Origin of the sequence: Pseudarthrobacter defluvii, assembly GCF_030323865.1 — a bacterium.
In the GTDB taxonomy this organism is placed as follows: Bacteria; Actinomycetota; Actinomycetes; order Actinomycetales; family Micrococcaceae; genus Arthrobacter; species Arthrobacter sedimenti.
The window spans coordinates 306,615-325,571 of record NZ_CP066362.1 but is presented as its reverse complement, the minus strand read 5'-3'; the positions used below and the strand labels follow the sequence as shown (position 1 = coordinate 325,571).

The following is an 18,957-nucleotide window of genomic DNA, read 5'->3' as shown; positions in this document are numbered from 1 at the left end:
CCCCCACAGTGGCGCCGGCGCTATTGACTAACCGGTAGAACGCTCCTACGGTCGATACCGATACCGCCTCCCAGGGAAGCAGGGGCCCGCCATGCCGATGTCCGATGAGGAGCGACGCCTGCTCAAGGAACTGGAACTGGGACTGATCGCGGATGACCCCCATCTGGCCATGGAGCTGCTGTCCGGTTATCCCGCACGCCGTTTCCCTTCGGGCCTGCTCCCCGGAATCGTGGCGGTCTTGATCGGCGTGGTGCTTGTCGTTGCCGGGGCCGGGCTACCGGCTCCCGGAGCGGTGGTGCTGGGGATTCTGCTGTTGGGGCTGGGCGCCTGCCTGCTGCTGGGCCCCACTGTGCTGGCCCGCAGCGCCGGACGCCAGCCCACCGGCTGAGAGGCTTGATGCAGCGCGCCCAGGTGCCGGGCGGAGCTTTTTCGGCCTCGGGGTGAGGATGAACAGGCTGGCCAGGACGACGGCGGCGCCAAGCCAGCCAAGTGCCGGAAGCCGTTCGCCCACCACGAGTACCGCCAAGACGGCAGCCACCACGGTTTCGAGCAGGGAGATGCTGGTGGCCGTGCTCGCCCCGACCCGCGCCAGCCCCCACCCGAACAGGAGATACCCGGCGAACATCGGGACTGCGGCCATGTAGGCGCCCACGCCGACGCTGCGCCAGGATTCCAGCAGCGGGCCGCCGGTCAGCGCGAGGACCGGCATCAGGAGGAGCCCACCCAGCCCAAAGATGGCGCCCATTGCCGCCCTCGAGGTGAGGCCTTGACCGGTCAGCCGGTGCGCCGCCCAGGAGTACAAGGCATACGTGGTGCCGGCCAGCAGGCCCAGGAGGATTCCCGCCGTCGAGGTCCATGGATCCGCGCCCGGGCCTGCGGCAGCCGGCTCGTGTCCGGAAAGCGACAACAAGGCGGCTCCGCCCACTCCCAGGAGGGCCCCCAAAATCCATTGCCGGCTCAGCGGTTTCCGGTCCGCGAAGCGTTCGATGAGGGCGGCCGCCAGCGGGGCCGATCCGATCGAGACTACGGTGCCCACGGCCACTCCGGACAGATGCATGGAGCTGTAGAAGGCCAGCGGATACACGGCCACCGCCACGGCGCCCAGCGAAACCAGGCGCCACCGCTCAAGCAGGCTGCCGGACTGGATCCTGATGTGCCGTGCGGCGTACAGAGCCTGCAGCAGTCCGCCCAGACCCATCGCCACGGCGCCTATGGCCAGCGGGCTCACAGCGGGAGCGAAGGTGGCGGCGGTCCCCGTGGTGCCCCAGAGAACCGACGCCGCCACCACGGCCAGCGCTCCCCAGAGCTGGGCCTTGGGATGGGGCTGATTCATGGTCACAGGGCGTCCAGCAGGTGCCCGGCAATAGTCTTCGCTTCCTGCACGGGCGCGTCGTTTCCCTCCAGGCCTGCCCTGGCCATGGCTCCTTCGAGCAGGAAGGCCAGATGCGCGGCAATTTGCGGCGTCCGTTCCTCCTGTGCGGGCAGCAGGCCGGCCACATGTTCCGCGAGGAGTTCCTGCACCTCCTCCTTGTGGCGGCGCACGGCGGCCCTGCCGGGATCCCCGGCGGGCAGCTCCGCTGCCGCGTTGAGGAGTCCACAGCCCCGGAACCCGTGCTGGTACGCGAAGTTGGCGTGGTCCAGGTACGCGTCGAACACGGCCAGGACCTTCTCCCGGGGAGCGCTGGCCGTCTCCAGCCGCTTGCGGTAAAGCCCCAGCCATTCCTCATGCCGGGCTTCCAGATAAGCGGCCACCAGTTCGGCCTTTGAGCTGAAGTTGTTGTAGAGGCTCTTCTTGGCAACGCCCGCTTCGGCGGTGATGGTGTCGATTCCGGTGGCTGCGACGCCGTTTGCGTAGAAGAGACGAGCGGCCGCCTCCAGCAACAGCTCCCTGGCGGGCGGTCGGGCTTGAGTCGAGGCGGTCCCCGCCGTACGGGCAGCAGGCATGGGTACTCCTTGTATTCGTAGTAGGTAGACCAGTCTACCTACTACGACCCGGAACCGGAGATGCATCACCTCGGGCTCCTTGACATGCGTTGGTGTGAGTTCTAAATTCAAGATATTCAATTTTAGAACGAGGCTCCGATGCTGCATTCCAACTACTCCACGAATGGAACCCTGGCCCTACTGCCGCTGGATTGCGCGGCATGAGATGGACTGGCAAGGATGGGGACTCTTCGGGCTCCTGGCCACCGCAGTCCTGACGATCATCATGATTGCCGCCCAGATGGCCGGCCTGACACGGCTGGACCTGCCACTGGTGCTTGGCACCCTGGTAACACCCGATCCGGACCGGGCCCGTGTTGCCGGCTTCTTTATCCACCTTGCGGCGGGCCAGGTGTTTGCCCTCGGCTACGCCGGAACGTTCGCCCTCCTGGGCAGGGCTGACTGGTGGACTGGCGCACTGCTGGGCCTGCTGCACGTAGCGGTGGTGCTGACGGTCATCCTTCCGCTGCTGCCGGGCGTGCACCCCAGGATGGCCTCCACACGGGCAGGCCTTTCCACCACCGCCGTGCTCGAGCCGCCGGGACTGCTCGGTCTGAACTACGGCATCCAGACGCCGGCCGTGGCCATCGTGGCGCACGTAGCGTATGGGGCCGTCCTGGGACTTTTGCTGAGGGCGCTATGAGCATCGCATCTGAACGGAAACGCCGCACCACCGCAACAGGGCAGCCAAAGCCGCAAGCCGCCGTCGGCCCCTCCCCCGCCGCACCCTGGCAGCCCTCCGCCATCGCCAATTACGGGATGATCGGGGATACCCGGACGGCAGCCTTGGTATCGTCCGCGGGATCAATCGACTGGATGTGTGCCCCGGCCTTCGACGGTGAGCCAATTTTCGGCGCCCTGCTGGGCGGCTGGGAAGCAGGCCAGTTCGTTGCCGGACCGGCCGGGCCAGCGCACCTGCTGAAGCGCCGCTACCGCGGGCATACCGCGACGCTGGAAACCACCTGGTCCTCGGGTGGAGGCGTGTTGACGTTGACCGAAGCGATGGTGGCTGAGGTATCCGGCGCGCTCTTGCCCACCACGCTCCTGGTCCGGCGGCTCACAGCGCACGAAAGCCCGGTAGCCGCCGTCGTCCGCTTTGCTCCACGGCTGGGCGAAACGCACCGCGTCCCGCGAATCAGCAGGCGGGCCCGGGACCTGGTGTGCGAATGGGGACCGTTGGCCGTGTCTCTGGGCTCCAGCGAAGGCTGCCCACTCCCGGAAGGCGATGAACAGGAACTCGTGGTGCATCCCGGGCACCCGGTGACGCTCGTCCTGGCCGTCGCGTACGGCGAGCCCTTGATCCACGTGGACCCGGAAGCCGCCTGGCAACTGCTGCTCGATGACGAACGGAAATGGGAATCCTGGGCAGAGGAGGTGGACGCAGGCCTCCCGTTCCGCGAACAGGTGCTGCGTAGCCTGCTGACGCTGCGGCTCCTGACCTATTCACCGTCGGGCGCTCCGGTCGCGGCGCCCACCACCTCCCTGCCGGAAAATCCGGGTGGAATCCGGAACTGGGACTACCGGTTCGCGTGGCCGCGGGATGCAAGCATCGGTGTCGCAGCGTTCCTGCACGCCGGCAAGACGGATGTGGCCTTGAACTTCTTCGGTTGGCTGCTGCACGCCAGCCGGCTGCAGCGGCCCCGGCTTCCGGCCCTGCTGACGCTGTCCGGACGTGCGGTCCCCCGCGAGCGCGAACTGCGGGGCTGGCCGGGCTATTTGGGCAGCACACCGGTGCGGACCGGCAACGGTGCCGCCGGGCAGCACCAGCTCGACGGTTACGGCTGGGTGCTGGACGCTGCCTGGGTGCTGGTGCAGGGCGGCCACCGGCTGTACTCGGAGACATGGCGGGCCATGCGCGGGTTCGCGGACTTGGTGGCCGAATCGTGGCCTGCGCCAGACGCCGGGATCTGGGAAATCCGCGATGACGCTGCCCACCACGTCCATTCCAAGCTCATGGCGTGGCTCGCCCTGGACCATGCCCTGCGCATTGGTGCCACCCATCGCCTGGCAACCAGGCAGCGGCGCCGGTGGGAGTCCTCCCGCGACCGGCTCGGGGCGGAAATCCGAAGCCTGGGCTTCGATCCGGTCCGGGGCACCTACACGCGCACCTACGGATCGGCGGACCTGGACGCCGCCCTGCTGGTCCTTCCCCTGGTTGGACTGGAGGAGCCACGCGCCGAAGCAGTCCGCCGGACCGTTGACGCGATCCGGGACCAGCTGGGTGCCGGCGGACCCCTCCTCTACCGGTACCCGCCCGGGCAGGATGGACTGGAGGGCGGCGAGGGCGCCTTCCTGCCCTGTTCGTTCTGGCTGGTCCAGGCGCTGGCCCTGACCGGCAGGAGGGAAGAAGCGGAAGAGACATTCCGCGCGCTGCTGGACCTGGCTTCCCCGCTGGGGCTCTTCAGCGAGGAGCTGGACCCCGCCACGGGCGCCTTCCTTGGCAACTATCCCCAGGCCCTTACCCATGCCGCAATGGTCCAGGCCGCGCTGGCCCTGCGCCAGGCTGGCGTCCCGCCGTCGGAAGCGCTTGAAAACCCTTCCGGAAATCCGGCCGCAGCCTCGGGAATTAGTTGCCTGCGTCCTGCGTTGTCGATCTGTTCAGAACAATCTGGGCACGGAAATCCTGGACAGGAGAACACACCACATGTCAGTTGACTACGACGCTCCGCGGGTGACTCCCGAGGAAGAGCCGAACGTCGCCCTGGAGGAGCTGAAGTCCGATAAGTCCGGCCGCCGGGAAGCTTCTCCCGACCTGGACGAAACGGACCTCGCGGACAGTTTCGAGCTGCCCGGCGCAGACCTCTCCAACGAGGAACTCCTCATCCAGGTGGTCCCGGTGCAGGCAGACGAATTCACCTGTATGTCCTGCTTCCTGGTCCACCACCGCAGCCAGTTGGCCCGGGAGAAGGATGGCAAGAAGTACTGCAAGGAATGTGAGGGCTAGCCGGGGACGAAGACCGGCCACGGTTAGGCTTCGACTATTGGACTCCCTACTCGTGGCCGGCGGGAACGCCAGCTGAACCGTTTCCCCTAGCTGACCAGGACCTGCGTGGCGGACTCCTTCAGCTTGCCGTTGGCCCACTTCATCTGGCGGATGGTCTGGGGGTGGCACTTCTCAGCCAAGGCGAGGAGGTCCTTGTCCTTCTTCCCTTGGGCCGCCTGGGCCAGCAGTTCCCAGTCCGCCGATACCCCGCAGGCCTTCAGGTAGAGCTCGCGCAAATCACGCAGCAGCAGCATGCCGGTTTCGGGTCGCCGGCCGACCATCTCGCTGCCCTTCTCGCGGATGGTTTCCATCAGTCCCATCTCGCCGCGCGGTTCCGGATCAAGGTCCAGGCCGTAGTTCTTGCCCATGGCCGCGATGTCCCGCACGTGCTGCTGGGACCAGCGCGCCAGGTCCCGGGCCAGGTGGTAGATCTCGTGGTCCACCTTGTGCCGCTCCGATATGGTCAGCAGGTGGTGCGCCAGGTCGTTCTCGGAGCGGTGCATTTCCTCAAGTACAAGCCCGAATTTCATCGTGCGCCTCCTGCCATCTCCGGAGCCTCATCGGCCATCGCAGACGGAATGCCCTTCGTCGCGGCCGCTTCAGGGAAGCCGCCCACCGGAGCCGAGGCTGTGGTGGTGGGCGCCAACGACGGACCATCGCCGGCCGAAATCCTGGTGATGCGTGCCGCCGCCGTCTTGAAAATGGGCTGCTTGGACGCAGCGTCCCAGTCCGTGATGGTCAGCTCGTTCGCGGCCCGCCCTGCCCCGTCCGGCTGATGGCCGCCGTCGGTGTCCCAGTAGCCGTAATGGAAGGGCAGGAACAGCACCCCGCTCCTGATGCCGCTGATCCGCACCTTGGCACGGACGGACCCGCGGGGCGTCGCCACCTCCGCAAGGTCACCTTCGGCCATTCCGTACGCGCCGGCGTCGTCCGCGGACAACTCAACCCAAACATCCGGTGCCGCCGCGTTCAGCTCCGGCGCCCGGCCCGTCTTGGTGCGGGTGTGGAACTGGTAGAGCGTGCGGCCGGTGATGAGCTGGAGCGGAAAGTCCTGGCTGGGCAGCTCGTGCGGCGGCATGTACTCGGCGGCCTTGATGATGGCTTTGCCCTCAGGGTTGAGGGCCTTGTACTCGGACGGGTCCACGGGCGCGCCGGTGATGAGGTCGCGGCCGTAGGTTTCGCAGTACTCCGGGTGCGCCCAGAACTTCCCGTCGGCGTAGATCCGCTCCGTGCCGTCCGGGTTCTCCTCGTTGCACGGCCACTGGATGCCCGAGCCGCCGCGCAGCTTGTCATAGGTGATGCCGGTGTAGTCGCAGGGCCTGCCGCGGGTGCATTCCTTCCAGGCCTCAAAGGCCGATTCGGGGTCGTGCCACTTGATCAGCGGCTGCCCGTCCTTGTCCTGCAGGCCCATGCGGTGGGCGTAGTCGATGAAGATCTCCAGATCCGGCCTGGCGTCACCCGGCGGCTCCACGGCTTTCTCGGAGAGGTGCACGGTGCGGTCCACGTTGGTGAACGTGCCGGTCTTTTCGCCCCAGGTGGCGGCGGGAAGGACGACGTCGGCCAGCTGGGCTGTCTCGGACAGGAAGATGTCCTGCACCACCAGGAACAGGCGGTCCTGTTCCAGGATGCCGCGGATGCGTGCCAGCTCGGGCAGCGAGACCGCCGGGTTGGTGCCGCTGACCCACAGCATTCGGATGGAGCCGTCCTCCGCGTACCGCATCATCTGCATGACGTGCGTGGGCGGGGAGTAGTGCGGGATGGACATGGGGTCGATGTTCCAGACGCGTGCGAGGTCCTTGATGTGGGCGTCGTTTGACCAGTTCCGGAAGGCGGCAAGGTCGCCGTCGGCCCCGCATTCGCGGGTGTTCTCCGCCGTGGGCTGGCCGTTCATCTGCAGGATGCCGCACCCGGGCTTGCCCAGCATGCCGCGGATGATGTTGACGTTGTTGACCTGGACGGCGGCGGCCGTGGCCTGGTTGGACTGGTAGAAGCCCTGCAGCACCGTGGACAGCAGCCGCTCGGCGTGGCCGATGATGCTGGCCGCCTCGGTGATCTGCTCCGCCGGGACACCGCAGATTTCCGCCACCAGGGCCGGCGGGTAGTTCTTGACCTCTTTTTCGAGCTCGGAGAACCCCACCGTGTGCGCCTGGATGTACTCCTGGTCCACCCAGCCGTTGGAGATGATCTCGTGCAGGATGCCGTTCATCAGCGCCACGTTGGTGCCGGGCCGTGGGGCCAGGTGCAGCGTGGCAGCCTTGGCCACGGGCGTCATGCGCGGGTCCACGCAGATGATTTTGGGTGGGTTGGGCCCGGCCAGCCGGTCCAGCATCCGGGTCCAGAGGACGGTCTGGGTCTCCGCGACGTTGTGCCCGTAGAGGGCGATCACGTCGGCGTGGTCAACGTCCGTGTAGGAGCCGGGCTGGCCGTCGCAGCCGAATGACTCCTTCAGCGCTTCACCGGCGGTAGCTGTGCAGAGCCTGGTGTTGCCGTCCACGTGGTTGGTGCCGATCCCGCCATGCGTAAGCGCACCCAGAGTGTAGTACTCCTCGGAAAAGAGCTGGCCGGTGGTGTAGAAGCCGAGTGCGCTGGGTCCCTGTTCGGCCAGCAGCGCCTTGGATCTGTCCACGATGCGCTGCATGGCCGTGTCCCAGTCCGTCTCCACCAGTTTGCCGCGCTCGCGGATGAGGGGCTTGGTGAGCCGGTCCGGGGAGGCGTTGGCCTGCCACCCGTACAGGTCCTTGGGGCCCAGCCGGCCGTGGTTGACGCGGTCCACGGCCCGTCCCCGCACCCCGACGATCCTGTTGTCCATAACGGCGATATCCATGGCGTCACCGTTTGAGTGGAGGAGAGACGCCGTCTGGACCCACCGGTCCACGTCCTCCGCAGCCACCCCCTCGGCCAGGTGGGTGTCCACCCTGACCGGCCATTCACCGCCGCTGCCGTACGGCGTCCTTGTCCCCCATGGTTCAGCTATTCGGTCAATCCGAGTCATCTGTCCATCTCCTGTCCGGAACCGGCGGGCAGCGTCGAAACGACGCTGTCCCTACCGGTTCCTGTACCCAGGACGGGCGGCTGGTAACAGGGGTTTTTTGTGCCGCCGGAGAGAGACGGTGCTGGTCAGGCCTGCTTGGAAGGCGACGGCGCGTAGGCCGGCTTGTCCTGCAACGGACGCCGGGCCAGCCAGGCGGCCACGATGGCGCCGGAGACGTTGTGCCACAGCGAGAAGACGGCGGACGGGAGCGCGGCCAACGGGGTGAAGTGGGCGGTGGCCAGGGTCGCGGCAAGGCCTGAGTTCTGCATGCCCACCTCGAAGGCGAGGGCGCGGCGGGCCTTGTCGTCGAGGCGGCCCAGCTTGCCGGCCAGGTAGCCCAGGCCCAGCCCGAAGCCGTTGTGCAGCACCACGGCGAGGAACACGATGGCCCCGGCGCTGATGATCTTGCTGGCGCTGCCGGCCACCACGATGGCCACGATCAGGGAGATTACGACGGCGGACGCCCACGGCAGTGCCGGCAGCACCTTCGCAACGAGCTTCTTGAGGAACAGCCGGGCAAGGAGGCCGGCGATGACCGGCAGCAGCACGGTCTTGACGATGTCCCCCACCATGCCGGCGGCGTCGATCTGGAGGTAGGAACCGGCCAGGAACAGGACCAGCAGCGGGGTGACGATCGGGGCGATCAGGGTGGAGACGGAGGCAACCGCCACGGAGAGCGCAACATCGCCCTTGGCCAGGAAGGCCATCACGTTGGAAGCGGTCCCGGAAGGCGCGCAGCCCACCAGGATGACCCCGACGGCCAGCTCCGGCTCAAGGTTGAGGGCCCCGGCAATCAGCCAGCCGGCGCCGGGCATGATGATGTAGTGCGCCACGATCCCCAGGGCCACGGCCCACGGCCGCTTGGCAACGGCGGCGAAGTCGGGCGGCGTGAGGGTCAGGCCCATGCAGAACATGATGATGCCCAGCAGGTACGGCACGCTGGGCGCGATGGGTTTGAAGACGCCGGGGAGCAGGAAGCCGATGATGCCTGCAGCCACCACCAGGATGGGGAACACCGTCACGGCGATGCGGGCGATCTTGCTTTCCGCTTCGAGCGCAGGGTTGACGGGTGTTCCGTCCGAATTCTGGGGTTTAGTTGCCTCAAGCATCCAATCATGGTGGCACCGGCTGGTATGGTTCCGCCAATTGATGACCGTGAACGGTAACAACGGCGGAACCATACGGGGCCTGAACTGCAGGGATCTCAGCAGTCAGAGCTGCTTCCGGAGCTCCATCTTCCGGATCTTGCCGCTGGCCGTGCGGGGCATGTCCGCCACCACCACCATCGACTTGGGGATCTTGTAGCGGGCAAGCCTGCCGTCGAGGAAGCTGCGCAGCTGCTCCGCGGTCAGCGATTCCCCCTCGCGCAGCGTCACAATCGCCTGCGGGACCTCGCCCCATTTGTCATCCGGAACGCCGATGACCGCCACGCTTCCCACGGCGCCGTGCTCGGAGATGACCGCTTCCACCTCCGCCGGGTAGATGTTCTCCCCTCCGGAAATGATCATGTCCTTGAGCCGGTCCGAGACGAACAGGAAGCCTTCCTGGTCCCGGTAGCCCATGTCGCCCGAGCGGAACCAGGAACCGTCCGCGTAGCTGGCGGCTGTGGCCTCCGGCCGGTTCCAGTACTCCTTGATCACGTTGGGTCCGGAGATCTGGATCTCGCCCACCTCGCCCGGGACCACCGCGCCGCCCATGGGATCGGCGATCCTTAGGTCGGTGAAGAAGTGCGGCAGGCCTGCCGAACCCGCCTTTTCCCGCGACCGGTCCACGGGGAGCATGGTGACGCCGGGGGCCGTTTCGGTCATGCCGTAGCAGCTGGTGAAACCGATGCCACGGTCCTCGTAAGCGTCCAGGACCCGGCGCGGAATCGCCGAACCGCCGCAGGTCAGCTTGTCCAGGGAGCTCAGGTCGGCCGCGGCCCAGCCCGGATCTTCGCAAAGCAGCTGGAACGTGGTGGGCACCCCGTTGAGGGTGGTCACCTTTTGCTTCTGGATCAGGTCCAGGACCCTGGCGGGATCGAACTTGGCCTCGAGGACCACGGTGGCACCCTTAAGGAGCATCGGCAGCAGCCCCATGTCCAGGGACGCCACGTGGAACAGCGGCGAGATCATCAATGCCACGTCGTTGCGGTTGATGTCCATGTCCACGATGGTGTTGATGCAGTTCCACGTGATGTTCCCGTGCGTCAGCAGGGCGCCCTTGGGTTTGCCCGTGGTTCCGGAGGTGTACAGGATCATGGCTCCGTCGTCATGGCCCACGGCCACGTCGATGGGTTCGGCAGCTGCCCCCTGCAGCGCCTCCCCATACTGTTCCACCGTGACGGAGTGTCCGACGGCGGCCGGTGACGTGGCGCCGGAAGGTTCCGTCCCGCCGTCGGCCGCTACGACCAGGCGGTGGGTCACCGCCGTTCCTTCCAGGGCAGCGGAGGCGGAGGCCTCCAGGGCGCGGGCGTTGACCAGGAGCCGGGCTCCGGCGTCCTGGAGCTGGAACTGCAGCTCCGGCGGGGCGAGCCGGGTGTTGAGCGGGACGAAGATTGCGCCCAGGAGGCCACAGGCGAAGAACGTTTCCACGAACGAGGGGTGGTTCTCCCCCAGGTACGCCACCCGGTCCCCCTTGGCCACTCCCCTGTCGCGGAGCGCGTTGGCCAGGCGGTCGGTCCGTTCGGCAAGCGCCTCGTAGCTCAGGGTTCCCGCTGCTGACAGCAGGGCCGTCTTGGTGCCCGACTTGCGGCGGCGGCGCTGCAGCCAGGAGCCAACTCCGTTGTTGTCCATGGTTCTCCTAACGGACCGTGGTGAGGTCGTTGTTCTTAGATTCGCGCGTCAGGGCGATGAAGACAATCGAGACCAGCGCCATGACGGACAGGAACACCACCACAGGGAGGATGTTCTGGCCGGAGTCCTTGTAGAGGCCTGCGATGATGCCGGGGGTGAAGCCTGCGCCGATGAGGGTGGCCAGCTGGTAGCCCACGGCGGCGCCGGTGTAGCGGGAAGTGGTGCCGAACTGTTCGGACACGAACGCTGCCAGCGGCCCGTAGAGGGAGGAGTGCAGGATCAGCGCCACGGTGAAGGCAACGAACACCAAGGCAACATTGCCGGAGCCGAGCATCCCGAACATCGGGAAGAGGTAGGCGATGAACAGGGCCAGCCCGGCGATCATCACCGGACGGCGGCCGAACCGGTCGGACAGGCGGCCGCCCAGGAGGACGAAGACGATGGAGATGGCCGAGGCTCCGGCGAACGCGTAGAGCACGCCCTGCTGCGGTGCGCCCTTGGAGACGGCGTAGGTCACGGAGAAGGTGGGCAGCACCACCTGGAGGCCGAACCCGGCAGCCCCGGCGAACATGATCATGATCAGCGCCTTGGGCCGGCGGAGCACGTCCAGCAGCGGGATCTTGCGCTTGGTGCCCTGCGCTTCTTCCTTGGCCACGGCTTCGGCGAAGATGGGGCTTTCGGAAACCCGGAGGCGGACGAACATGCCCACGATCAGCAGCACGAAGGACAGCAGGAACGGCACGCGCCAGCCCCAGGCCAGGAAGGCGTCCTGCGGCAGGGCCGAGAAGGCGCCCATCACCAGGGTGCCCAGCACGGCGCCGGTGGGGGCACCGGCGTTGACGAACGACGCCGCGAAGCCACGCCGCTTGGGGTCCGAGTGCTCCAGCGCCATGAGCGCCGCCCCGCCCCATTCACCGCCGACGGCGATGCCCTGGCAGACCCGCAGCAGCACCAGGATGACGGCACCCCACGGCCCGATCACGCCGGCGCCCGGAATCAGGCCGATCAGGGTGGAGGCGATGCCCATCATGGCCATGGAGATGATCAGCATCCCCTTGCGGCCCACTTTGTCGCCGAAGTGGCCGAAGATGATCCCGCCCAGCGGCCTGGCCACGTACCCGGCAGCAAAGGTGGCGTAGGCGGCGACGACGCCCACCCATTCATCCGTGCCGGCGAAGAATACCTTGGGGAAGGCCACTGCTGCGGCCGTGGCGTAGAGCAGGAAGTCGTAGAACTCGATGGTGCTGCCCAGATAGCTGGACAGGATGACCGTGCGCGCTTCCTTGCGCGTGGCGGCCGTGCCCGCAGGTGCGAGCGTGGTGTGTCCGGACATGGCTGTTCCTAAAGACGGAGGAATGTGGGGTTTTTGGGGTTGCCTGAGGCGGCGGCGCCGGGGCGTGCCGCCTGTGGGTTTGCAGCTGTTGTTCCTTGTGGGTGCGGCTTACTTGTAGAAGCGCGCCAGGAATTCGGCGACGACGGCCGGGCGTTCCTGGCCTTCGATTTCGATGGTGGCGTTGACCTTGATCTGGGCGCCGCCCTTGACCTCTGTGACGTCGGCGATAGTGGCCTGCATGCGGACCTTGGAGCCGACCTTCACCGGGGATGTGAAGCGGACCTTGTCCAGGCCGTAGTTGACCTTGGTGGTGACGCCGTCGACGTCGAACAGCTCGCCCCAGAACGGGATGATCAGGGACAGGGTGAGGAAGCCGTGCGCGATGGGCGCGCCGAACGGGCCATCTTTGGCGCGTTCGGGGTCGGTGTGGATCCACTGCTGGTCGTCGGTGGCGTCCGCGAACTGGTTGATCTGGTCCTGGGTGATCTGGCGGTAGTCGGTGGTGCCGAGGTCCTTGCCGGACAGGGTGAGCAGGGTGTCGAAATCGACGACGAGATTGGGCATCATTGCCTCCTGGGCTGGTGTGTGGTTGTGGTGCTGTGCAGGTGTTGCAGGGCTCTAGCGGGTGAAGGCACTTTCGCCGGTGAGGGCGCGGCCGATGATGAGGGCGTTGATCTCGTGGGTGCCCTCGTAGGAGTAGACGGCCTCGGCGTCGGCATGGAAACGCGCGACGTCGGTTGCCAGGGTGATGCCGTTGCCGCCCACCACTTCCCGGGCCAGGGCTACGGTGTCGCGCATGAACAGGGACGTCTGCATCTTGGCCAGGGCAGAATCCTGGTCGCGGTAGATGCCTCTTGCCTGCTGTTCCGTGAGCCGGACCACCAGGGAGAGGCTGGCCGTGACGTTGCCGAGCATTCGGGCCAGTTTCTCCTGGACCAACTGGAAGGAACCGAGGGTCCGTCCGAACTGCCGGCGTTCGTTGACGTAGGCGAGCGCGGCCTCGAAGGCGCCGGCGGCGATGCCGGTGGCGATCCAGGCGACGTCCGAGCGCATGGCCCGGAGCATTGCCGCCACATCCCGGAAGGAGTTGACGTTGTGCAGGCGCATGGCCTCGGGGACGCTGACACCGGTAAGGGTGATGTGGGCGTTCTGCATCATCCGCAGCGAGGCCTTGCCCTGGATCTTCTCCAGGGTGACGCCGTCGGCTGTGCGGTCCACGAGGAAGGCCTTGACCTGCCCGTCCGCGGTGTCCCGGGCGAAAACTGCGAGGACGTCCGCGGTGGCTGCGCCGCCGATCCAGCGTTTGGCGCCGTCAAGGATCCAGCTGCCGTCGGGCTGCCGCCGGGCGGTGGTGGAGAGTCCGCCGGCGATGTCCGATCCGGATTCCGGTTCGGTCAGCGAGAACACGCCCTTGAGCGAGAAGTCGATGACCTTGGGCATCCATTCGGCCTGCTGTTCCGCTGAGGCACCCACGCGGATGGCGGTGCGGAACAGTCCGGCCTGTGCGGTGTACCACGTGGCCAGGGACGCGTCCGTGCGGGCAAGCTCGAAGATTCGGAAGCCCTGATAGATGCCGCGGGCCGGCCCGTGTCCTGCACCCGCGGCGCCAGTGAGTTCGGCAGGTTCCATCAGGTCCAGGTCGATCAGCGGCCGCGCGAGCTGCTCGGGAAACTCCCCGCGTTCCCAGTACTCGGCCAGGAGGGGCCTGGCTTCCGCATCGAGGAAGGTCCGCAGCCGGGACAGGACCTGGCGCTCTTCGGGCGTGAGGAGGGACTCGGCGTCATACCAGTCCGCTGCCTCGTAGAGCCGGGCACCCAGGGCGGCCTCCGCCGTCGTCAGCGTGCCCATCTCAGGCCCCCAGCCCGAGGAGGCGGACCGCGTTGTCCTTGAGGATCTTGGGCCGGACCTCGTCCTTCAGTGGCAGATCCGCGAACGCACCGAGCCACTTCTGCGGGGTGATGAGCGGGAAGTCGGTGCCGAACAGCACTTTGTCCTGGAGATAGGAGTTGGAGGCCTTGACCAGGGATTCCGGGAAGTACTTGGGCGACCAGCCGGAGAGGTCTATGAAGACGTTGGCCTTGTGGGTGGCGATGGAGTTGGCCTCGTCCTGCCAGGGCACGGACGGGTGGGCCATGATGATCTGCAGGCCCGGGAAGTCCGCGGCGACGGCATCCAGCAGCAGGGGGTTGGAGTAGGCGAGCTTGATGCCGAAGCCGCCGGGAAGGCCCGCGCCCATGCCGTTCTGGCCGGTGTGGAAGATGGCGGGCAGGCCGAGTTCCTGGAGGGTTTCCCAGAGCGGGTAAAAGCGCTCGTTGGAGGGGTCGAAGCCCTGCAGGGAGGGGTGGAACTTGAAGCCGCGGGCGCCGAGTTCGATGGCCTGGTGCTTGGCGCCGGCGATGGCGTCCTCGCCGGTGCGCGGATCCACGCTGCCGAACGGAATCAGGACGTCGTTGTTCCGGGCGGCCCCGGCGATGAGCTCGGGGATGCTGTTGGGCTCGTGCTTGAGCTGGGTGCGTGCGTCCACGGTGAAGACGACGGCGGCCATGTTCAGTTCGCGGTAGACCTCGGCGATCCGGTCCAGGGACGGGGTGCGGTCCTCGGCCTTGAAGTACTTGGCCGAGGCTTCGGTCAGTTCCTCCGGCAGGGAACCATGGCCGCAGCTGTCCACCTCGAGGTGGACGTGCATGTCGATAGCATCGAGTTTCGCGGGGTCGATGCCCAGTTCGTAGCGGTCGGCCATGGTCAGCGGGCGTCGGCGGGCTGTGCGGGCTTCAGGTCCTCCGGCAGCGGGAGGAATTCCTCGCCGTAGCTTTGGAGGGTTTCGGCGGTAAACAGGTGCCCGGCGTTTTCCTGCAGCGCCTCGTAGCTCCAGCCGCCCTCGCGGTACTCGGTGGTGGCGGCCTCCGGGTGGGTCCAAACCTGGAGCCGGTCACCACCCGCGCCGATTGCCTGGCCGGTGATGTTGGCTGCCTCGTCTGAGGCGAGGTAGGCAACCAGTCCGGAGACGTCGTCGGCCGTTCCAAAGCCCAGGTCGTGGCGGAAGAAGGACGGCATGGCTTCGCCGCGCTCGTCTGCCTCCACGGCTTTCTGGAAGTAGGGCACGGTCTTGGTCATGGCGGTGGCGGCGACGGGGATGACGCTGTTGACCGTCACGCCGGCCTTCTTCATTTCCAGCGCCCAGGTGCGGACCATGCCCACGATGCCGGCCTTGGCGGCGGCGTAGTTGGTCTGGCCGAAGTTGCCGCGCTGGCCGGTGGGTGAACCGATGGTGATGATGCGGCCCTGGACGTTGTTTTCCTTGAAGTAGGCGTAGGCCTCGCGGACGCAGGTGAAGGTGCCTTTGAGGTGGACGTTGATCACCAGGTCGAAGTCCTCGTCCGTCATCTTCAGGAGGGATTTGTCGCGGAGGATCCCGGCGTTGGTGACCAGGATGTCCAGGCCGCCGAACGCGTCCACGGCGCCGGCCACCAGTGCCTTGGCGGCATCGGTGGTGCCCACCGGAACCACCACTGCGGTGGCGCGGCCGCCGTCGGCTTCGATTTGCGCGACGGCCTGCGCGGCGGTGTCGGCGTTGACGTCATTGATGACGACGGCGGCACCCTGGCGGGCCAGTTCCCTTGCGTAAGCGAGGCCGAGGCCCTGCCCGCTGCCGGTGACGATTGCAACCTTGCCGTTCAAGCTCATGGCCTGCTCCTTCGCATGCGCCGGCCGAAGCCGTTGGGGTGGTCCCACTGCGGTGTGAGATCCTTGTTGAAATCAATGAAATTACGGATCATTGAAAAAGTCAACGATTGTTTTTTACACCGGAGTTGTGATGGCCACCTTGGGCACCGAAGTTCAGACCCCCCGCCTTGCGGCAGCCAGGATCGGCAGTGATGTGGGCCTGCTGCTGGCCAAGCTGCATGCTGCCGGCTCGGTGCTGAACAACAAGGCCCTGGCCGACTTTGGGCTGCGCGAGCGGTCCTTTTCCATCCTGACCCTGGCGTGCAGCGGACTCGAGCCGACACAAAGGGAACTGGCGGACTTCCTCAGCCTGGATCCCAGCCAGGTGGTCAACCTGGTGGACGACCTTGAGCACCGCGGCCTGGTGGAACGGGCGCAGGGAAAGCAGGACCGGCGCGCCAAGATCATCGTCTCCACCGCCGAGGGCCGGCGGATGCACGGCAAGGCCCGCGCCGCCATGGACGCAGCCGAACTGAACCAGCTGGCAGTGCTCTCCGGGGAGGAGTCGCTGGAACTGAAGCGGCTGCTCCGCAAGGCACTGTGGGGCGCGGCGGAGTAGGCAGCTGATTTTAGGGTTTAGCTGCACGAGCTTGGGCAACTCCGTGAACCCGTTCGGGGACCTGTAAGACGTCTCACGCTCCAAGGGTTTCGAGGCAATCTGGAGTGTTGCGGTTAGGGCACCTTCACCGTGCATCTCATCGTGCGGGGTAAACGTACATGGGGGCCAGTTGCGGTTGCGATACAAGAATCCGTACGTGGCTGCACGGTAAACGACCGGCAAACGGAACACCGGATGAACTACCCCCTGGTGTCCAAGTCTGATCACGGCTAGGCTCCGCGTACAACTAAAGGGGGAAACGTGGTTGATCTGAAAGCACTTCCGTATTGGGCACGGATCGGTTCCGCAGCTGCAGTTGTAGGTGCCGTCTACTTCTTCACGTCAGCAGTACTCTCGGGCATAGATGGCGCCGGGAGTAGTGACGTTCTGTTCGACATGCTCGTGGCGGGGGCATTTGCACTCCTGGCTGCTGCAATCGCTACTAAAGCAGGCTCGCGGAATGCTGTAGGTGACCGCCGTTCGGGACCCTTGGATTTCTAAATAGGCACCGTTGCCCGCTGAACACGATGGCTATTGGGGAAAGTAAGTCAGCGAGTCGCCGAGGTTACAGCATCGAATTGCAGCTACGCACGATACCTGCCCGATAACGGATCCCTGACCGTGCATGCGCGGCGTGGAAAAAGGGCTTGGACCTGAAAATCCGGAGACCGTCAGCACCGTGAGGAAAAAGTGACCAACCCCGGTGTTGTGGTGCTCTTTCCCACGGCATACGCTTTGAGCCTGATCGGGGATTGGGGTGCGGTCGAATGGCCGGAAAAATCAGACTCTCGCTATTGGCCGTTACGCTATTGGCCGTTCTGGTTGCGTGCGCAGGTCCTGACACGCGGATGACCGAAGCATCGTCGAAATCGCCGCCCACTACTGCTTCCGGCATGCCAACCATGCTCTATACCCACTGTGGAATCAAGGAATTGCGCGTCGACGACACATTCTTCCTCGCCGAAACCCCATTGGACGACGGCCAGGGCAATCCCCTCCGGGATGGGGAAACCCTTATCAGGCGGGCACTGTGACGGTGTCCGGCTCAAAAGCTGTACTTCGGGATGACAATGGCCACCTCATCACTTTCCTTGCTCGTCCGGGTGCCACAGGTTTCCTCAATATCTGTTCCTAGGAACCGCTGGGCCACACGGTAAAAGATCGGCTTACGTACGCTACCCTAGAGAACATTGGGGGTTAAGTCAGAAGTTCCACCATCCAATTGCGGGCGGTCCTCTACCTTGAGGGCGGCGTCCTACAGAGAAATCGGGCGCACGGCTCGGCCGGTCATATTTGCCAAGAACTAGCCGGTTTCGACTTGCGGCCTTGTCGAAAGACTACGAGTCACGCACCACGCCAACACACGGCTGGCACCCGAACGGAGGGTCTGGGGCAGCTTGACTCAAGCGGAGGCGACGCCTTCCCAATACTTGCTCCCGAGGGCCGTGCGGTATTTGGTCAGGAACTCCGTTAGAGACGGAGCAACTCGATACCAGTGGGCCCTAGGGTCGAGAGGGAGAGCTACGAGCACTCCCTCCCCATCACCGGACAGCACCAGAAGTTCCAGATCACCGAGGAACTCTCCTATCACGATGTCACCTCGGACGGCGTCATCCGGGTAAGTATCGTAAAACTCGATTGTCCGAGCCGCCGCTTGCTCGGGTGACAGGAGGACTAGGCCCCACTGTCCGTACTCCACGTCCTCAAAAAGGCGCACAGTCCGGCTTGTCAGCCACAACCAGCGCAATTCGGTCGGCACATCACCTCTCCACGTCTTTTCGATCTCGTCGTGCGGGGCGGGGTCTGCGAGAGAGCAACCCAACTTGAAGGGGTTCGTTCCCACTCCGTGTCTCGGCTCTTCGAACGCCCGAAAAGAATCAAGGGCTCCCGAAATGTCATTATCCATAGCCTAACCACCCTGCGCCAAAGAGAGTTTGATTACCTCCGGGATTGCCGCGAACTCCAACCCCGTGATCGTGAGTCTAGGGCGCGGCTGACATATGTTCCCTGAAGTAACGGCTGCCCCACTAAGGGATCCTCTTGCGGGACAGTGCATCCCCTGCGCGTCTCATAACCCATGCGCCTCAATTCCGGGGGGTCCGGATCCGCAGTTGAAGGGTCTCCTGCACCGGCCTGAATCTCAAGGGGCCGTCGCATCCGATAACAAACGGGTGTTCACCGGCGGATTCCGTTTCTACTGCCCTCGTGTCCCGAGACAAACCGCCAATGGCAGCTACGATCGTCACCCTGCGACCACGCTGCCGACCACAACGAGGAGTGCCCACCGACGCTTCATGGAGTGAGACTAACTCTCTACTGCTCATTTCCTCCAAAGAGGGAACTGTGCAGTCTAAATAGGCAAAATGATAAAGGACGCTGGTCCTGATTCAGAGCGCACTGGGCCTTATTGCGTGGGAGCAAACGCTAATGGCTTTCTCTCTGTCCCCGCCGCCCTCGGTAAAGGGCTCTAACGAGGCAGGATCCGAAACCTGCACCCAGCAGGACGGAAGCCGCCGTTATTAGCCCTGTCGC

At 65.7% G+C, this 18,957-nt stretch carries 18 protein-coding genes; 6 read left to right on the top strand and 12 right to left on the bottom strand.

Annotation, left to right across the window (positions count from 1 at the left end):
* The first annotated feature begins 91 nt into the window (after positions 1-91).
* Positions 92-388 (top strand): DUF3040 domain-containing protein, encoded by a 297-nt coding sequence (locus JCQ34_RS01610; protein ID WP_286401136.1) that lies wholly within the window; start codon positions 92-94, stop codon positions 386-388.
* Here the strand turns inward: JCQ34_RS01610 and JCQ34_RS01605 are convergent.
* Both JCQ34_RS01605 and JCQ34_RS01600 read right to left on the bottom strand, forming a co-directional pair.
* Complete coding sequence (locus JCQ34_RS01605) at positions 275-1,333, bottom strand: DMT family transporter (protein ID WP_286401133.1); 1,059 nt, start codon at positions 1,331-1,333, stop codon at positions 275-277. The two genes, JCQ34_RS01610 and JCQ34_RS01605, sit on opposite strands and share 114 nt — an antisense overlap.
* Positions 1,334-1,335: 2 nt before the next feature.
* Positions 1,336-1,944: a TetR/AcrR family transcriptional regulator gene (locus tag JCQ34_RS01600; RefSeq protein ID WP_286401131.1), complete on the bottom strand. Its 609-nt coding sequence runs from the start codon at positions 1,942-1,944 to the stop codon at positions 1,336-1,338.
* A gap of 205 nt (positions 1,945-2,149) precedes the next feature.
* Between JCQ34_RS01600 and JCQ34_RS01595 the strand changes: the two genes are divergently transcribed.
* Genes JCQ34_RS01595 through JCQ34_RS01585 form a run of 3 tightly spaced genes read left to right on the top strand, consistent with a single transcriptional unit; the run spans position 2,150 to position 4,927 of the window.
* On the top strand, positions 2,150-2,626 hold the full coding sequence (locus JCQ34_RS01595; RefSeq protein WP_286401129.1) for a hypothetical protein: 477 nt from the start codon (positions 2,150-2,152) through the stop codon (positions 2,624-2,626).
* Positions 2,623-4,638 (top strand): glycoside hydrolase family 15 protein, encoded by a 2,016-nt coding sequence (locus JCQ34_RS01590; protein ID WP_286401126.1) that lies wholly within the window; start codon positions 2,623-2,625, stop codon positions 4,636-4,638. The genes JCQ34_RS01595 and JCQ34_RS01590 overlap by 4 nt, the downstream gene beginning before the upstream one ends.
* Positions 4,628-4,927: a DUF4193 domain-containing protein gene (locus JCQ34_RS01585; RefSeq protein ID WP_286401123.1), complete on the top strand. Its 300-nt coding sequence runs from the start codon at positions 4,628-4,630 to the stop codon at positions 4,925-4,927. Before JCQ34_RS01590 ends, JCQ34_RS01585 begins: the two co-directional genes overlap by 11 nt.
* Positions 4,928-5,013: 86 nt before the next feature.
* Here JCQ34_RS01585 and JCQ34_RS01580 read toward each other — a convergent pair whose 3' ends face one another.
* From JCQ34_RS01580 to JCQ34_RS01540, 9 genes are all read right to left on the bottom strand, one after another.
* Entirely contained in the window at positions 5,014-5,496 is a 483-nt protein-coding gene (locus JCQ34_RS01580) for a hypothetical protein (RefSeq protein ID WP_142131448.1), read from the bottom strand.
* A complete protein-coding gene (locus tag JCQ34_RS01575; RefSeq protein WP_286401119.1) occupies positions 5,493-7,958 on the bottom strand; it encodes a molybdopterin oxidoreductase family protein in 2,466 nt (821 codons plus the stop codon). The genes JCQ34_RS01580 and JCQ34_RS01575 overlap by 4 nt, the downstream gene beginning before the upstream one ends.
* 125 nt (positions 7,959-8,083) lie before the next feature.
* The gene (locus JCQ34_RS01570) at positions 8,084-9,106 is read right to left on the bottom strand and encodes a bile acid:sodium symporter family protein (RefSeq protein ID WP_286401117.1); all 1,023 of its coding nucleotides are present in this window, start codon (positions 9,104-9,106) and stop codon (positions 8,084-8,086) included.
* Between the two features lie 102 nt (positions 9,107-9,208).
* Positions 9,209-10,771, bottom strand: coding sequence for an o-succinylbenzoate--CoA ligase (menE, locus tag JCQ34_RS01565; protein ID WP_286401115.1), 1,563 nt, complete (start codon positions 10,769-10,771; stop codon positions 9,209-9,211).
* A gap of 7 nt (positions 10,772-10,778) precedes the next feature.
* Positions 10,779-12,104 carry an MFS transporter gene (locus JCQ34_RS01560; protein WP_286401113.1) on the bottom strand — a complete coding sequence of 442 codons (1,326 nt, stop codon included), beginning with the start codon at positions 12,102-12,104 and terminating at the stop codon, positions 10,779-10,781.
* Between the two features lie 108 nt (positions 12,105-12,212).
* Positions 12,213-12,668, bottom strand: coding sequence for a MaoC family dehydratase (locus tag JCQ34_RS01555; protein ID WP_018763272.1), 456 nt, complete (start codon positions 12,666-12,668; stop codon positions 12,213-12,215).
* 54 nt (positions 12,669-12,722) lie between these two features.
* The gene (locus tag JCQ34_RS01550; protein WP_286401110.1) at positions 12,723-13,952 is read right to left on the bottom strand and encodes an acyl-CoA dehydrogenase family protein; all 1,230 of its coding nucleotides are present in this window, start codon (positions 13,950-13,952) and stop codon (positions 12,723-12,725) included.
* A gap of 1 nt (position 13,953) precedes the next feature.
* Positions 13,954-14,844 (bottom strand): amidohydrolase family protein, encoded by an 891-nt coding sequence (locus tag JCQ34_RS01545; RefSeq protein WP_286401108.1) that lies wholly within the window; start codon positions 14,842-14,844, stop codon positions 13,954-13,956.
* A gap of 2 nt (positions 14,845-14,846) precedes the next feature.
* Entirely contained in the window at positions 14,847-15,788 is a 942-nt protein-coding gene (locus JCQ34_RS01540; protein ID WP_286401106.1) for an SDR family NAD(P)-dependent oxidoreductase, read from the bottom strand.
* A 130-nt stretch (positions 15,789-15,918) separates the two neighbouring features.
* Between JCQ34_RS01540 and JCQ34_RS01535 the strand changes: the two genes are divergently transcribed.
* On the top strand, positions 15,919-16,386 hold the full coding sequence (locus JCQ34_RS01535) for a MarR family winged helix-turn-helix transcriptional regulator (protein WP_286404729.1): 468 nt from the start codon (positions 15,919-15,921) through the stop codon (positions 16,384-16,386).
* Positions 16,387-17,192: 806 nt separating this feature from the next.
* A complete protein-coding gene (locus JCQ34_RS01530) occupies positions 17,193-17,459 on the top strand; it encodes a hypothetical protein (RefSeq protein WP_286401104.1) in 267 nt (88 codons plus the stop codon).
* Positions 17,460-17,827: 368 nt separating this feature from the next.
* Here JCQ34_RS01530 and JCQ34_RS01525 read toward each other — a convergent pair whose 3' ends face one another.
* The gene (locus JCQ34_RS01525) at positions 17,828-18,331 is read right to left on the bottom strand and encodes an SMI1/KNR4 family protein (RefSeq protein WP_286401102.1); all 504 of its coding nucleotides are present in this window, start codon (positions 18,329-18,331) and stop codon (positions 17,828-17,830) included.
* Positions 18,332-18,957: the final 626 nt, after the last annotated feature.